At 66.5% G+C, this 15423-nt stretch carries 17 protein-coding genes; 5 read left to right on the top strand and 12 right to left on the bottom strand.

Annotation, left to right across the window (positions count from 1 at the left end):
* Positions 1-10: 10 nt before the first annotated feature.
* The 4 genes from E0497_RS18055 to E0497_RS18040 all read left to right on the top strand — a co-directional run bounded on the left by E0497_RS18055 (position 11) and on the right by E0497_RS18040 (position 1728).
* Positions 11-439, top strand: coding sequence for a hypothetical protein (locus E0497_RS18055; RefSeq protein WP_137726183.1), 429 nt, complete (start codon positions 11-13; stop codon positions 437-439).
* Positions 440-506: 67 nt separating this feature from the next.
* The gene (locus E0497_RS18050; protein ID WP_137726182.1) at positions 507-767 is read left to right on the top strand and encodes a ribbon-helix-helix domain-containing protein; all 261 of its coding nucleotides are present in this window, start codon (positions 507-509) and stop codon (positions 765-767) included.
* On the top strand, positions 764-1003 hold the full coding sequence (locus E0497_RS18045) for a toxin (protein WP_137726181.1): 240 nt from the start codon (positions 764-766) through the stop codon (positions 1001-1003). The genes E0497_RS18050 and E0497_RS18045 overlap by 4 nt, the downstream gene beginning before the upstream one ends.
* A 254-nt stretch (positions 1004-1257) precedes the next feature.
* The gene (locus tag E0497_RS18040) at positions 1258-1728 is read left to right on the top strand and encodes a hypothetical protein (protein WP_241665957.1); all 471 of its coding nucleotides are present in this window, start codon (positions 1258-1260) and stop codon (positions 1726-1728) included.
* A gap of 81 nt (positions 1729-1809) precedes the next feature.
* Here the strand turns inward: E0497_RS18040 and E0497_RS18035 are convergent, their stop codons facing one another.
* The 7 genes from E0497_RS18035 to E0497_RS18005 form a co-directional block, all read right to left on the bottom strand.
* Positions 1810-2487, bottom strand: coding sequence for a hypothetical protein (locus E0497_RS18035; protein WP_137726179.1), 678 nt, complete (start codon positions 2485-2487; stop codon positions 1810-1812).
* Positions 2488-2636: 149 nt separating this feature from the next.
* Positions 2637-3005 (bottom strand): hypothetical protein, encoded by a 369-nt coding sequence (locus E0497_RS18030; protein WP_137726178.1) that lies wholly within the window; start codon positions 3003-3005, stop codon positions 2637-2639.
* A 119-nt stretch (positions 3006-3124) separates the two neighbouring features.
* Positions 3125-3364 (bottom strand): hypothetical protein, encoded by a 240-nt coding sequence (locus E0497_RS18025; RefSeq protein WP_137726177.1) that lies wholly within the window; start codon positions 3362-3364, stop codon positions 3125-3127.
* A gap of 292 nt (positions 3365-3656) precedes the next feature.
* Positions 3657-4997 carry a helicase associated domain-containing protein gene (locus E0497_RS18020; RefSeq protein WP_161987446.1) on the bottom strand — a complete coding sequence of 447 codons (1341 nt, stop codon included), beginning with the start codon at positions 4995-4997 and terminating at the stop codon, positions 3657-3659.
* A gap of 264 nt (positions 4998-5261) precedes the next feature.
* Entirely contained in the window at positions 5262-6023 is a 762-nt protein-coding gene (locus E0497_RS18015; RefSeq protein WP_137726175.1) for a hypothetical protein, read from the bottom strand.
* The gene (locus E0497_RS18010; RefSeq protein ID WP_206663658.1) at positions 6020-7048 is read right to left on the bottom strand and encodes an HAD family hydrolase; all 1029 of its coding nucleotides are present in this window, start codon (positions 7046-7048) and stop codon (positions 6020-6022) included. The genes E0497_RS18015 and E0497_RS18010 overlap by 4 nt, the downstream gene beginning before the upstream one ends.
* Positions 7049-7126: 78 nt before the next feature.
* Positions 7127-9658: an ATP-dependent DNA helicase RecG gene (locus tag E0497_RS18005; protein ID WP_206663657.1), complete on the bottom strand. Its 2532-nt coding sequence runs from the start codon at positions 9656-9658 to the stop codon at positions 7127-7129.
* Positions 9659-9825: 167 nt separating this feature from the next.
* Between E0497_RS18005 and E0497_RS18000 the strand changes: the two genes are divergently transcribed.
* Positions 9826-10212, top strand: coding sequence for a hypothetical protein (locus tag E0497_RS18000; RefSeq protein WP_137726173.1), 387 nt, complete (start codon positions 9826-9828; stop codon positions 10210-10212).
* An 87-nt stretch (positions 10213-10299) separates the two neighbouring features.
* On the opposite strand, the gene E0497_RS17995 is transcribed toward E0497_RS18000, so the two are convergent.
* The 5 genes from E0497_RS17995 to E0497_RS17975 all read right to left on the bottom strand — a co-directional run bounded on the left by E0497_RS17995 (position 10300) and on the right by E0497_RS17975 (position 15176).
* Positions 10300-11094 carry a MinD/ParA family ATP-binding protein gene (locus tag E0497_RS17995; protein WP_161987445.1) on the bottom strand — a complete coding sequence of 265 codons (795 nt, stop codon included), beginning with the start codon at positions 11092-11094 and terminating at the stop codon, positions 10300-10302.
* Positions 11095-11518: 424 nt separating this feature from the next.
* Complete coding sequence (locus E0497_RS17990) at positions 11519-12214, bottom strand: ATP-binding protein (protein WP_161987444.1); 696 nt, start codon at positions 12212-12214, stop codon at positions 11519-11521.
* A 116-nt stretch (positions 12215-12330) separates the two neighbouring features.
* Positions 12331-13173 (bottom strand): hypothetical protein, encoded by an 843-nt coding sequence (locus E0497_RS17985; protein ID WP_137726170.1) that lies wholly within the window; start codon positions 13171-13173, stop codon positions 12331-12333.
* Positions 13174-14182: 1009 nt separating this feature from the next.
* Positions 14183-14914, bottom strand: coding sequence for a hypothetical protein (locus E0497_RS17980; RefSeq protein WP_137726169.1), 732 nt, complete (start codon positions 14912-14914; stop codon positions 14183-14185).
* Positions 14907-15176 (bottom strand): hypothetical protein, encoded by a 270-nt coding sequence (locus tag E0497_RS17975; RefSeq protein ID WP_137726168.1) that lies wholly within the window; start codon positions 15174-15176, stop codon positions 14907-14909. Before E0497_RS17975 ends, E0497_RS17980 begins: the two co-directional genes overlap by 8 nt.
* Between the last annotated feature and the right edge of the window lie 247 nt (positions 15177-15423).

Raw genomic sequence — 15423 nt, 5'->3', positions numbered from 1 at the left:
CACCGCCGGGGTGTCCTTGCCTGCGTGGAGGGCTCGGGGCCCACTCGAACACGTCGATGAGCATGGGGGCGATCCTGTCGATGCCGACCATGATCTTCTCGCGATCCTCCTCGACGACGAACCCGACGACGATCAGGTTCTCTACCTGCTGTCGGTCATCGACTACGAGTTCCTGCGCACGATGCGGGGGCTGCCAGCGCGCGGGTCCGGGCCCGGTGTGTCGGTGCACGGCACCACGGTGATCGTTCATGCGCCACTGCACGCTCGACGATGCAAGACCCGCACCGTCGACCAGGCGCTCCGCGACGCCTGCACCGGTATCCGGGACATCTACACGAACGGCAGCCCGGCCCGCGCCGACGGCAGCCGACTGTTCCATCGGCTGCCCGGTGCACTGCCGGAGATTCGCGGGTTCGCGCTCGGGCGGAGCCTCCGCTGAGGCGGTGATGCCATGTACGGAAGGCAGCCCCTCCCGACTCACCAATTTTCGTATTACGATATTGGGTATGAACGGCGAGACGATCAACGGCACCCCGGTCACCGACGAGATGATCCGAGACTGGGCCGACGAAGCCGAAGCCGGCTACGACGTCGAACGCCTCCGCAAGCGCGGCCGCCCGACCGTAGGAGACGAAGCCGGAACGATGGTGGCGGTGCGGATGGACGCTGCACTCATCGAGGCATTGAACGCCCGCGCCGAGCAGAACCACATGTCCCGATCCGAGGCGATCCGTGCCGCGGTGCGCGCCTGGGCCGACGTCGCGTGAAGGTCCACCCGTCCGCACTCAAGCACGACATCACCGCAGACGACGGCATATACGCCGCCGAACACCACGTGTATATCGCCGACCTCGACGACGACAACCCCGCCCGTGAACTCCGACTGGGATTCGACCCGAACGGTCGACTCCTCGAACTCGTTGTCCTGCGCTTCGACAGCGGCAACGAACTACTCATCCACGCCATGAAAGCCCGCCGACAGTACCTCGACCTACTGGCATAGCCCATAGCGCACGAGATCGAACCCATCAGGACCCGAACGTCATGCGACTTCAACGTCGGCCGCATCCAACAGACCCATCCACACAGCGCCAACGGCAGTCGGGGCCACGGACAGGCAGTCTCGGGCGAAACACGCGCCTCCCGAATCCCTTCTCGCGGGATGTTTCTGCGGCACTGTCGATGCGGAACCAATTCACTGTTCGATCAGGAGGATTCAGGATGCGGCTGCTTTCACGTGTGACTATCGGCGCGGCGATGGCGATTCCCCTCGCCGGCATGGCCCCCGCGGTGGCAGCGGCTGCCGACGCCGGCGAAGTGGCCTACAACTTCGCTGTGGACGGCTCGTCAGTCGTCAACACGATCACCAACAGCACCGGCGTCCCCCTGACGTGCGGGACTGCACTCGCGCCCGCACCTGACGGTGTGCTGCCTCCGGTCGCAGATGTCGTCATGGCAGGCCAGACCATCTTCACGCAGGGGCAAGTCGCACCAGGTGTGACAACGCAGACGGTGACCGCGATCCCCGATGGAAGCTACGTCGTCATGGCGACGTGCGGCCGCTACGACGCGACGCCGGCGATGTGGGTGTCCGCCTACCCCGGGATCGAGGAGTACCTGACGGCGTTCCAGATGCCGGCGTTCACGGTGGACGAAGCGTCCCCCGTCATCACCATTCCAGGCCCGGTCGTACCGGGGACCGGCATCGGCGCGATCTTCGGCAGTTGATGAGAAGGGCTGGCGGACAGCCCGACCCGCCAGACTTACGCGGGCCCACCGAACTGAACCAGTCCGGTGGGCCCGTACCCGTCAGGCGGTGAGCATCGCGACCACCGCGGTCTGCAGTTCGTCGTGGACCTCGAAGAATCGGTCCTCGACCTGCTTCCAGCACCCCATGATCGCGTCCTCGATGTCGTCGTCACTCACGTCCCGGAGCCGCTGCCGGGCGGTGTCGCTGAGTGTCGGGTTGTCGTCGGCTTCGCCGCGCACACCCTCGGCCGTCAGCACCCGGTGCTCGATCGGCTCGGCGCGGGACGCCGGCCGCGCGCCGAACACTGCGGCGGCGCGGCGGAGCAGGCTGTTGAGGTGGTCGATCACTGCGGTGAGGACCACGACGGCATCGAGTTGGGTGATGTCCGCGGGAAGCGGCAACTCGCGCACGTCGTCGATTCCCGTGTCCATGATCAGTGGCGCCGCCCCGACCATCACCGACAGACACAGATGTCCGTCGTTGGTGATCGAGCCTTCCCCATCGCACTGGAAGTCAGCGAACACGTGGGGCTGGGCGGTGTCGTCGCCGATCACATACAGCAGTTCCTGCGCGTGAGGCTCGGCGTGATGCACAACCAGATCCCGCACCATGCCCACGACGAACGGCGTCATCGTGCGGTCGTTGACATCGCTGTCACGCAATTCGTCGTTCAGCTCTGCCCACTCGTTGACCGCCAGGCGCGCAGCCACGTCGCGGTTCAGTCCGATTTGCAGCATCCGGTTCTCCGTCCGTTGTTGATTGCTGCGCCGAGTACATCGGGTGCCTTCTTCCCGCGCGGCACCACGAACCCGCCCCAGCTTCTGACGGACAGCTGCCAACGCCGCAACCTGCGGGGCGAGGATTGCCCGCCCCGCAGGTTGCGCGGCTAGTCCAGGATCACCGCGACCGCGGACGCGAGGGGTACGACGTGCAGGTTCTTGTTCTCGTCGGCGAACTGCACGACGACCTCGTTGACGCCGACGATGACGCCCGCCATCGCGAACGTGTGGCCGTGGTGGGTGGTGAACACCGTCCCGGCCACTGCCCCAAACCCGGCGCCGATCCGGTTGGTGATCAGTGCGGCCACATCAGCAGCCGCGTGCTGACCGTCCACAGGCTGGGCGACCTCCGCAGTCGAAGCGGTGACCTGCTCGGCGACGGTCTCCGGCGACACCGGGGTTGCAGCGTAGGGGCCGAAGGCGGGGATGTTCTTCTCGGTGACCAGTCCGGCCGGGGTGATGGTTGCGGTGCTCATCGTGGGTCTCCTTGTCGTGTTCGGTGCGGTGATCCCAGCGTCCTGTCGGGCCGCCGGCAGTGCGGCACGTCCAGAAGGGCCCGCGGTCGCGGTACACGACCGCGGGCCGGTACTCGCGACTAGGTGGTACTCGGCTGATCCAACGAGTCCTGTTCGCTGATCTCCACCAGATCGGTCTCGTTGAACCGGTCGATGGTCAGCCCGGTCTGCTCCGCCCACAGTCGGCCGCACTCTTCGACAAGGCCGTCCGGCCACGAGTGCAGGCTCTTCGGCAGGTAGTCGGGGATGCCGTCGGCATCGACGGAGACGGTGGCGGTGACGGTGACCGAGACCTCGAACGCGCGGGTGGTGTTGTTCATCGAAAGATGCCTCCTCAGTTGGTGTTTCGTTTCGTCACCAACTGTCGCGGCCGCTCGGCAGACCTGCGGCATCCCGATCCCGCGGTGGTCGTCGACGGACAGGATCGGCGCCGAACCTGCTCCACCTGCCCGTCAGTCAGGCCTCGCCACCGTTGTGCCGCTTGTCCAATGGGCGGGTTGAGAGCAGTGTTTCGAGTAGCCCTCTCCAAGCACGACCCGACTCCTCGTTACCGCAGTTCAGCACCCCAAGCCACGCCTGGGGATGCTGCGGTGCAGCAGTTGAGAGCAGCGCCTACGCGGCTCTGATCTGGGGAGTTGCGGGCCGGCGCATTGCGGCAACAACCTTCTTGCGGGGGCGACCGTTGCGGGCGGGGAGGGAAAGGCGCACACCGACATCCTCGAGGTCCGCGATCCGTTCGGCGCTCAGCAGTCCATCGTTGTACCGGCGACGTTGCCGCTGGAACCAGCGACCAAGGGCATATCCGTCCGCGCTGCGATAAGTCTTCGGCACCTGCGCGTGCCCAGTAGCGCGGATGAAGTCCTGCAAACGCAGCATGCTCTGCCGCCACCTGGCGGCCGAACTGTTCTCTGGCGTCGGTGAGGCGCCGAGGCTTTCGAGTCGATGGATGCGGTCGGCGTGCAGTTTCCCGGACTGCCATGCCTTGTACTGGCGGCGCCACCATTCCCCGACCGCGTAGCCATCGACAACCGCATCCCTGTCCGGGCCCGCATGCCCGTGTTCGGCCACCCATGCGGTGAAGGCGGCGAACCCGCGTTCCCACTGACTGTTGAACGCGGTCTGCCACGGCATGCCTGCCTCGATCAGCGGCTGCACCAGCTGTGTTCGTAGAAGGCCGGCCTCGTACAGGTCCTGCTGCCGCGCCAGCCATCGCCCGAGGTCTGCGCCGTCGGCGGTGACATAGCCCGCGGGAACCCGCGTGTGGCCGTGGTGTTCGACGAACTTGGTGAGGGCATGGAGGTAGCCGGCACGGTCGTCCCGCTTCGGCGCGAAGTCGACGCCGAGGTCCAAAAGAATCCAGGTACGAAGTTCCGGTAGTTGCCCCATCCGGTGCTTTCGCTTGATCCGGTGCAGCCATTGCCCCAGGCAGAACCCGTGCGCCGTCTGGTAGTCGGAGGGCACGTCTGCGTGATTGTGCGCTGCGACGAACTCGGTGAGCGCCACGATGCCGTCTGTCCAGCGGTCTGCGGCCGAGATCGACCAGGCGATACCTGCGGCGTCGAGACGTGCCCGAGTTTCGGGGTCGAGTCGCTTACGCCGGTGCTCGTAGCGCAGGTCTGCGATCGCTTCGCCGAGATGGACGTTGTCGATGACGCAGTTGACGGGGACACGACCATGCCCGTGGGCTTTCACGAACACCGGCAGAGTCGCCAACACGCTGTCGAGGTCGACGATCTGAGGCATGAGTTCTCCCTTCGGATTCGGAGCGGATGATGCGGCGTTCGCCGCCGGTGTCCGGCTGGTCAATTGCAGGTGTCGACCGCGGCCAGGATCATCATGCGAACCCCGATTCCGGTGGTGCGGCAGCGGCGACAGGATTCGGGAAGCGCGGTCATCGAGGTCGAACAGCTGCTGAGTCGACCCACAGCCACAGGTCCGCATGGCTGTGGCCATTCGCCGAGGACACCGAGGCGCATACCTGCGCGATCCAGCTGCCGGCGGACAGCCGAAGCCACGCGTGCAGGTACGCCGCCATCGAGGCTTCAAGTCGTATGCCGCCGGCCCGCACCCGTAGCGGGAGCCTGTCGGCGCGGGCGAATCCCCAGCTGGCGGGAAACACGTGGGGTGTATCGACGAGCACCGGGACCGGTGCGGGAAGCCTGTGCAGGATCGGGTTGTCGGGGAAAGGTTCTTTCCAGTCATCGATGCCGGGCGGGTTCACTGCGCGGCCTCCACCACGCCGGAAGCCGGAGAGGTCGCAGCGACCTGCCAGTCCACGTCGCTGTGAGTGCTGGTCAGGTCAACGCGGGCACGGCGAGCCTGCCGGCCGCGGGCGGTCGCAGTGATGTCGAGCGTGATGCCGGTGACACGGCCCCGGCGGCCAGGAACGCGCGTGTAGCCGGCTATCTGCGCATCCAGGTGCACATCGATTGCGGGCCAACGGCCGTTGGTGACAGCGAGAACTGCACCATGCTGGCGTGCTCTCGCGGTCACGGCGCGGGCCCGTGTCGGTGGGATGTCTGCGCCGCCGAGGTCGAGGACAACGAGGTCGATGCCTTCGACGAGGGTCGCCGCCACGGTGACGGGATCAGGGCCGGCGTCGCAGAACGCGCACCGTTTCAGATCTGCCCCCATTTCGACGGTGGCGAGGACACCGAACTGTGGTCGGCCGACGACCGCAGCCCAGCAGCCACTGCGGGTGACTGAGGCGACGAGTCCTGCGTGCATCGACGAGGCGCCGGTGAGATGGACTGTCGAGCCGCGGGCAAGCCCGTGGTGGGGCAGCAGTTCAGCGACCGGGGCGGGAACGGACAGGGTGTCGCGGGCGAGGCCAGCTGAGGTGGGGGCTGGGATGGGTGGGCATGCGGTCGGACCAGTGTCGGCCTCGCGCGGCGGCGGGCCCGGCCGTGCAGACATCGTCGCGATGCGTCGCCGCAGCATCTCGATGGTTGCCGTCTTTGATTGCTCCGGTCCCGTCATCGCTGTGCTCCCCGCGCCGCCTTACCTGCCCAGGATAGAACATTTGATCGAACACATGTTCGGGTGCCGTGGGGTTGGCGGCGGTCCGGGTTGGGTGGCGGAACACCGCCACCCAACCCGAGACTGTCGGCTATCTGGCCGCGGGAGGCTCGCATTCTGCGAGTCAACATCCGCTTCCTGTGCCGCCGCATTGCCACCTCCCGCTGCTTCATCCAGGCGGCATCCTCAGCTGTCCACGCCGCCAACGCCGCCGGAATCCGCGCCGACAACGCCTCGGTAGCCGCGAGCGCATCAGCGAGAGTCCCACCCATCGGATTAGCTGCCACTGCCAGCAGATCTGTCACGTCCCAGGCTGGGCATCCCTCACCACGAAGAGCGTCAACAGCCTCCGGTTCGTCGTCGATCCACGCGACCACCGGGTTACCGGTGCGCCGCTGATACCACCACCAGTGCCGCCGCTTGACGTCGACCGATGGGCGGACAGTGCCATCGAGGTAGAACGCGCGGTCATGGATCGTGCCCAGAGGGAACTGGTGGCGACGCAGCCACTCGTATGTCGCCGACGTGAACGGCTCGAACCGTGTCGTCGAGTAGGAGACCGTGAACCCGGCTGCGTGCAGCGAGCAGGCGAGTCGACGACCGGACTCGATCACGTCAGCGTCACCGAATCGTCGATGAAACTCAGTCCAGTCCCTGTCCGTGTAGCGGGGTGCGGCGATCAGATGCTCGTGCCGGTCCATCGACGCGATGACCCCGTCGATGTCGATGATGACCGTCGGCCCGGGTGCTGGCGTGTCCCGCCACGGAGTCGGCTTGTGGCGTCGCGTGGTGCGGGATCGTGGTGCGGGCATGATGCCTCCTGTCGTTGCCGGCGGGACTCTCCCGCTGGCGGCCGCCAGTGGATCAAGGAGGTTCTTCCCAACCACCGGTTCGGCGGCCGCCACTAGATCAGGAGGGTTCTTCCCGACCGTGGTTTCCGGCGGAGACCACAGCTGCAGCGCACTGTCGACGGTGGACAGCGCCACCAGAGTCGCCGCAGGTGGCAGTGCCGTTTCCGGCGGTGGAGAACCCGTGATGTACAGGCCCGGCGGCCGGATGTCCGGTCAGCTTTTCGTCAGGTAGTGGGCGTCATCGCCGAGCGCCGCTTCCACTTCCCGTTTCAACGTCAGACTGCGCAGCAAGTGCGGGTCGCGCGCCAAGATCGTCTGCGCATCCTCACGCGCCGCCAGGTGGATGCGGGCGTCGTCGATGAGGTCAGCGACCAGCAGGCCAGCGTCCCGGCCGGCCTGAGCGGATCCGGTCAATGCGCCAGGGCCGCGGATTTGCAGGTCGCGTTCAGCGAGAACGAACCCGTCGTCGGTCTCACACATCGCGTCCATGCGGGCGATACCGTCCTCGCTGGTCGTTTCGCCGACCAGCCAGCACTGGCCGGCCCATCGGCCGCGGCCGACACGGCCACGCAACTGGTGCAGCTGTGCGAGCCCGAACTTCGTGGCGTCCAGGATCACGATCGCGGTCGCGTTCGGCACCGACACGCCGACCTCGATGACGGTGGTGGCCACGAGAACATCGAGTTCGTGGGCCTTGAACGCGCGCATCGTCTCGTTGCGTTCGTCCGGCTTCTGCTTGCCGGTCGCCAACCCCAACCGCAGCCCGGCCAGCGCCCCGTCCGCGAGTTCGGCGAGGGTTTCCTCGGCCGCGGCGGCCATCTTCGTCTCCGATTCCTGCCCCGACACCTTCACCAGCGGGCACACCACGAACGCCTGCCGGCCCTGAGCGACCTGTTCCCGGACCGCCGCCCACACACGCGCAGACGGATCGGTGATGTCCGCAGACTCGATCCACTGCGTCACCGTCGGAGTTCGTCCGGGCGGCTTCTCATCGAGAATCGACAATGCGAGGTCACCGTAGGTGGTGATCGCCGCCGTCCGCGGGATCGGGGTCGCCGTGGCCTGCAGGATGTCCGGGGTCGCCCCACCTGGGCCCTTCGCCGCCAGGATCGCACGCTGGTCGACACCGAACCGGTGCTGCTCGTCGATCAGTGCGACCCCCAGGTTCGCGAACACCACCGGATCCGACAACACCGAATGGGTGCCGACGAGCAGGTTCGTCGTCCCGTCCGCCAGATCCGCGAGCACAGCCTTCCGGGGCCTGGGCAGATTTCGGGACACCAGCAGGTCCACCGTCACCCCGAGCGGCCGCAGCGCCTCCGCGATTTCCTCGAAATGCTGGCGGGCCAGGATTTCGGTCGGCGCCATCAGTACAGCCTGGTAGCCGCCTTCGATCGCCAGCAACGCAGTCCCTGCCAACACCAACGTCTTGCCGGCACCAACATCGCCCTGCAGGAGCCGATTCATCGGTTTTCCGGCGACCATGTCGGCGCGGATCTCCGTGATCGCGCGGGCCTGCGCACCGGTCGGCGTGTACGGCAGCCCAGCCAGCCACGCGTCGAGCAGTCTCCCCGTCGGCTTGTGTGTCACACCCGACTCCGCGGCCTGCGCGTTCCGCAGCACACCGAGCGCGAGCTGCAGGCGCAGCAGCTCGTCGTACGCGAGCCGGTCCCGGCCGAGTTCAGCATCCGCTTTCGACTCCGGCACGTGCACAGCCCGCAGCGCAGCCAACCGCGCCGGCAACTTCCGCCGATCCAACAGCACCGTGGGGATCGGATCATCCAACGCGGGGATGCGCCGCAACGCGTCGACAGATGCCCGCCGCAGCATCCACGTGTCGACCTCATGTTTCTGGGACTGCGGGTAGATCGCCAGCAGTGGGGCCGCCGCCTCCGTCATCGGTTCCAGTAGCGGTGCCGTCATCGACAGGCCGCCGTTGAACTCCCCGACATCGCCCTGCACGAGAAGTAGGTCGCCGCGGCTGAACCTCTTCCCCATCCACAGCGCGTTGAAGAACATCGCGGACACATTCGTCTTCTCATCACCGAGCGTGAACCGCGTATACCGCTTCTCCCAGCTCGTCTTCACGCTCAACACACGCGCAACGAACGTGACCTGTGGCAGTCCCGGACGCAGTTCACGCAGCGGAACCAGTTGGGTGCGGTCCACATAACGCAGCGGCACCCGCAGAAGCAGGTCGAACACGCTGCCGACACCACCAGAGGTCAGACGGTCACGAACCTTCTCGCTGACACCGTCGAGATCGTCGACCGGTACCCCCCGCAACGAGTCGAGCAGTCCATCGAACAGCAGCGGCTCCCCTGTCCCCTTCTGCGCGAGCACAGCGGCAGCGGAACGGTTGTCGGTGGTGTCGGGGATCGACAGGTCCAGGCCGGCGGCGGCGAACACCTGTGCGCGGGTCGGCGCCTGCGCAACACGGGTTCCGTTTCCCCACGGGGAACCCACTGCAGACGCGGGAGCGGGTGTGGAGGCCGCGGCAGTCGACTGCGCGGCACGCTGCGGAGTCGACCCCACCGGCGGCGCCCCCGCCGGCAACGGCGGCAGATCCTGCACAGTGATCCCCAACGGCCACAACGCTGCCGCGTTCGCACGCACATCCACCAACAACTGCGTGAGCAGCATCGGCGGCCACACCGAAGGATCGTCCGCATCACGGGCACGGGCCGCATCCATCGCCGGGGTCCGCACCCCAACCGACGCCAACTTCACAGCGGCGTCACACAACCGAACACGGTGCGCCACAGACACCTGCACGCCCACAACCTCCCTCGCAGACCGGACCCCGGGAACATTCATGTCCGAGATGTGTCTTCGATTCTGCGAGACCACTTTCCGGTCGCGGCACACCTACGACGCCGCACACCGGAACCCTCCTCCCCAGAATCAAGTCCATGACCACCACCTCCGAGACGCCCCTGAGAACCTGGGTCAGCGTCGTCGCCCCGACCGCCCAGATCGCGAACGCCTGCGAGGAGTTCGGGCTGACCACCCCGCAGATCCTGCTCGTCCTGGCGACCCGTGGCGGAGCCGAAGCTCTCCACGACCGCATGGTCACCCTTGGCCTATCACGGCCCACCGACAAGAAACCGGGACTCCCGCACATCGTTCACGCCGTCGAGGAGACCATCACCGGCTTCGCCAGCGAGCACCCCGAGCATCTGCTCGCCCGATCCGGTACCGGCCGCAGCTTCACAGCCGTCGACGACACCGGCGCCCGCTACACCGTCTGGGCCATGCTCGAACCGATCCTCACGGGACGAACCGGCACCACCACGTGAACTGCAGCGCACGGCCGTTCATTGCTGATGACACCGGCACGGAGCAACAGCACCCCGTAGGACCCGCGCCGGGACAGTGACTGTCGATCACGTGTCGGCGCCGCGGACGATGCCGTCAGCCGACATCACCGCATCCGCGAACACCAACAGCTGCTCCCGAGTCTTCTCGGACAGCTTGTTCACGTCGATGATGTTCCCGCCCTCGAGATGCTGGTCGAACGGCAACTCCACGACCGCGCGCACGATGTTCCGGTAGAAGTCGATGATCTTCGCGGTGTTCGTGTTCGTGCGATCGTGCCGAGAGTTGACGACCACCACCGCATCCTCAAGGAGCTGTTTGTACCGCGGGTTCGTCTGGGAGTGTTCGTTCATCCAGTTCGCGGTCCATGTCGACGACCGGACGCCGTCACCGCCTTCCGAGACGATGACCACCAGGTCCGCATCGGCGAGGACCGCGTCGACAACATCGGAGACCATGCCGGCCGCGCAGTCGGTGATGACGACCTCGTAGTGCCGCCGCAACGTCGCAGCCAGCACCTCGTACGCGGAGCCAGTGAACACGGCCTCCGTCGACATCGACGAATCCGCGGCAAGAACCTCAAGTCCACTGGACAGCTTGTTCGTGTGTGCCCGCACCTGCTCGTAGCTCGTGATCTGCCCGGCCTGGGCAACGACCGAGCGCACCGTTCCAGTAGTCGACTTCGGGGCCGGGACACGGTTCGCGAGATCACCGCATCCCGGTGAGGCATCGACCGCGATCACGGGGCCACCACGGTGCGCAGCGAGTGTCATCCCGAGCAGCACCGCGTTCGTTGTCTTCCCGGTGCCGCCGCCCTCGTTGATGAACGCGATCGTCTTCGGGGCCTGCAGTGGCCGCTTCACCGACGCTGCAAGCCGATCGCCACCCCCTGCAACAGGCGAAGTGGCATGTCCCCGGAACCAGGAACGCCAGCCCCGACGAGGCTTTTCCCTCACCCGCTCAACTGGACTCGCTGCAGCCGCCGGCTCTGTCACCGGGACCGCCGGCGGCGGCACGGCCACCGTCCGTCGCTTCACCGGCGGAACAGAATCCGACGCAGCACGCCGCACCGGCCGCTGGACAGGCGCAACCGGTGGCGCCGCAGCTTCCCGCCACTGCACATCCTCCGGTTCCATCGCCGGCGCCTCGGCCCAACTCTGGCCGTCGAGCGACCGGTCATCCCACGGGTTGTCCGGCTCGGCCCCGGCCGCGCCCTCACCCCAGGGATCAACCGCACCGGTCATCGATCCTCACCTCCTGGCTTTCTCGTGCACACCATGGTGACTGCTACCGTTCCGGTCTCCCGGTCAGGTGCTCACGCCAACGCTCGTGCACCGCGTCCGTCCGTCGATCAGCCCACCCCGTCGAGCAGTCCACCGACCACTGTCTTAGCCGTGACGTCGCCTGCGCCCCCATCCACGCGGTGAGCCCGGCATCCCCATCCCAACCCTGCCTGTTCGTTGTCCCCACCAGTACCAGCGAACTCGGGTGCCCGGCGATCTGGGAGCACAACTCCTTCCACGCCGCCTGCACCTGCTCCTGCCGCCGGTTCGCGACGCCGATGTCGTCGACGAGCACCACCGATGCCCCCCGCAGCCACGACTGCAGCCGGCCATGTAGCTCCCACGGTGCGACGTCACCTCCGAGGAGCGTCTCCTCGGTCGCGAACCGCACGCTGTCGGCGCCGAACCGCTGCACCGCCGCGTTGCAGATTGCGAACCCGGCCCAGGTCTTCCCGATCCCGGTGGGCCCGAAGAACATCAGGCCGGCCCGTGTCGTCCGGGCTGCAGCATCGTCGAGGGCGGACACGGCCGCGCGCGCCCACCTCGTGTTGCGTACGTCGTCGGTGTTCAAGCTCGCGGTCTCGTAACCGGCTGTCGCATCGAAGCCGACGATCCGTCGGTGCAGGCGGGCGCGCGCCTGCCGGTCGAGTTCGGCGTCCCATGCCTGCTGGGGGTCTTCATCACGGCAGCCTGCGCACACCACACGGTCCTGCCAGTTGGGGGGTTGACCTGCAAGTCCAGTCATTCGACTCACGGCCGCGCCGCAGGTTCGGCACGGCACCTGCACGATCCCGCCCCCGTCGAGAGTGAACGCCATCAGATCCCCTCCACTGTCACTGTTGTCGCGCCGACCGCCGCGACACCGTCCCCGGCAAGCGAGTTTGTGGTGGCGACCCCGGCCGCGACACCGCCGCGACCGCGAGGAGTGTCAGTTGCCATGTCGAGCAGAGCCTTTCGGATCTTCGGTGGTGACGGGAAGCTGTCTCCGTGCGTGTAGAAGCGTGCCCGACCTGCCTCCGGGTCGAGGATCCATCGCACAACCTGCTGCAGTTCCGGTTCCGGCACCGGCGCGCCACCGTCCGCTCCGGTCAGTAGTTCCCACACCGTGCGATACGAGGACGGCTGAACCGGCATGCGGTCCTTGCCGAGAAGTCTGGCCAGGTAGCAGGCCCATCCGCGGGCCAAACGCTCGATCACCGGACCGTGATCGCCGCCGTCACGGACGAGGTTGAATCCGGCGCCGGCGATCCGGTAGTCGGCGAGCATCTTCTTGAACGTGCGGTCAGCTGGCATGCCGTGGACGTTCGACCGCCAGTGAGGCCGGTTCCCCATCGCCCAGGTGATCACGGCCGCGGCCTCGGTTGCATCGCAGGATCGTTGGATCGCGAGAGCGTTCCGTCGCCACGCGAGTGTCGGGGACGGGTCGTTCACGACACCGTACAGGCGGATCTGCTCGACCACGGTCTCGATGAGCGGGTCGATCCCTGCCACCGTGCAGGCGCTGTCGCTTGCGTGTGCGGCTCGGTACTCCGCGAGCATCTGCGTGTACTGCCCGGACTTGGCGGTCCCGGACTTTGTCGGTGTCGGTGCCGCGATGGGTACCGGGTTCTCCCGCCAGTAGCTGGTCTCGCAGGTGTCGGCGAACGCCCAGTCGAACACGTCTTGGGGGCGTGCTGTCCCGCTGGCCGCGATGACGGCTTTCGCCCACGTTTCAGCGTCTCCGTGGATGATTTTCGAGCCGTTTCCTCGAACCCATTCGAGGAGTTCTTGAACGCTTTCATCGGGGGCGTCCCAAACGTCGCCGGGGGCCGGTCTGGTCCCCTGGTTGATGGTTCCCGCGGCGATGGTTGATGCAATTTTTTCGGCGACTGAATCGGCGATTGCATCCAAAAGTTCAGGACGCTTCGCGAAGGCCTGAACAAGAGCGTCGGCGAGTTCCTGCGCATCGATTGTCGGCATTGTTCCTCCCTTGCGTCTCGGTGTTCTGTCTGTGGTGTGCCGGGATCACGCTAGAGAGCCGGTTTCGGGTGTGCGGCACGTCGAGTGGCGGCCGTTGAGGGCGGGCTGGCCGGTCGTGGTCCCCGGCGGTCGACGCCGAGGGGTTGACCGAAGGCGGTGGCGGAAGTCGTTTCAGGCGGCCCTGAAACGGGCCCTGGTTGCCCCGCTGCCGGGTTTTGGGGGCCGCTCCCGCCTATCCGGGCGTCTCAGGGCCTCAGGATCGCGCTGAGGGCGTTTCAGGGCCGGTTCCCTGTTTCGGCCTGGGATGCGCCGGCGGCGCATCGGGGCCTTGACGCGCAGCGGCGAGGTCGTTCGTCGGAGTGGTTCGGCGCGGGCCCCTCCCCCTGGACCCCCACCGACCGTAGGGAGGTGGGGTTTTTACTTGTTGTGATCTTGTTCGCGCCCGCGCAGGTACGCCCGCGTGTGAGTATCCAATAGGGTATTGGATACCCTATCCAGAATCCTCCTGACCTGCATGTTCCTGCATGGATACCCTATCCGCATGGGTATCCACAGGGGTATCCGCTCCGGCGAAAATGGATAGGGTATCCACTAGGGTATGCGTAGGGGTATCCCACGATTTTCGGCCTGTTTTCGGGGCTGTGTGTGGGGAACGCAGAAGGCCCACAGACCGTGGTCTGTGGGCCTCCGTTCGTGGCGAGTCGACGCGTTATTGGCCGGCGGTCCGGGCCTGTAGCGGGGTGACGTTCCGGACCGGAGCCAGGGCTTTCTGCAGCGGAGCGCGCAGTTCCTCCTTCACCACGCACCAGTTCCGACGATCAAGTTCGACCGCAACGGTCTCGATGCCAGGTATCGAGGTCAGCGCACTGATCATGTACTGGTTGGGGTCGTTGATGTCGCCAACCATGGCCGCGATGGGAGGGAGATCGTTGCCGGTGATCTCGGCCCACAGGAGGCTGGCGCTGTCGTGCAGGTTCTGTGCCTTGTCCAAGGGCAGGTCCGAGAGCCGCAACCTCATCAGTTCGGTTCCGATGACAAATCGCAGTAGCGGACTGTCGACGTCATTCTGCAGTGGATACAGGCCGGACCGGAGGTACTTCGGGTTGTTGAAGCAATTCCGGCGAATCCATGAGCGGACCAGGATGTAGTAGCCGTCCCGGACGATCAGGCCGCGCTGTTCGAGCGAGTTCAGCGACTTTTCCGCGTGATCCGGATTCGTCCCTTCGATGTCACCCCACTCGTGCTGCAGGTACAAACTACCGACAGCAGTCGTTGCTTTTGAGGTGATGATGAGCGAGAAATATCCGATCTCGGAGAAGCTGCATCCCTCTGCGGCCATCTCCTTCCAGAAGTCCTTGACGACGGGGACGAAGAACCCGGTCTTGCCGCGGGACCGACTCGGGCGGACCAGCTTCGGTCGTGAGGCGTTGATGTCAGACATACGGGTGGCCGTTCTTGTCGAGGTCGACGAGCCGCCAGCTGGTGAAGTCTCCGATGACCTTCCCCGCTGCTACGAGTTCGTTCCATGCCTGACGGGGGGTGACTGCGGCGGCGTCCGGACCCAGTTGGGTGTAGCGCAGCCGGGCCGGCAGCATCGCATCGGCGTCGGCAGGCCCGAACATGTCGATGCCCGAGCATCGTGCAGCGACGAGCAGTGCCGCACCGGCAACGGTGAGTTTGGGTGTTGCGGCGAGGCTGGTCATGCGACACCTGCAACCATCGACGGCATGACGGCCCCGAGCTTGCGGGCGATGTCGTCAGCGGAGGCTCCGGCGATCCAGCGGGCCCAGGCGGCCCGGACGACGGATGTTGCCGAGGTCGGTGCTCCCCCAGGGGCCCGGCAAAGTCGCATAACCCCATGTCAGGCGGCATGAAGTAGATCGATCGGCCGGTGTGGATCACGGCCGTGGTGGCGTAGCGCGCCGGCGATGTTGGTGTGGCCGGCGAGCC

It is taken from the genome of Prescottella subtropica (genome assembly GCF_005434945.1).
GTDB lineage: Bacteria > Actinomycetota > Actinomycetes > Mycobacteriales > Mycobacteriaceae > Prescottella > Prescottella subtropica.
The sequence above is the reverse complement of the archived record's forward strand: the minus strand, read 5'-3'. Positions and strand labels throughout refer to the sequence as shown.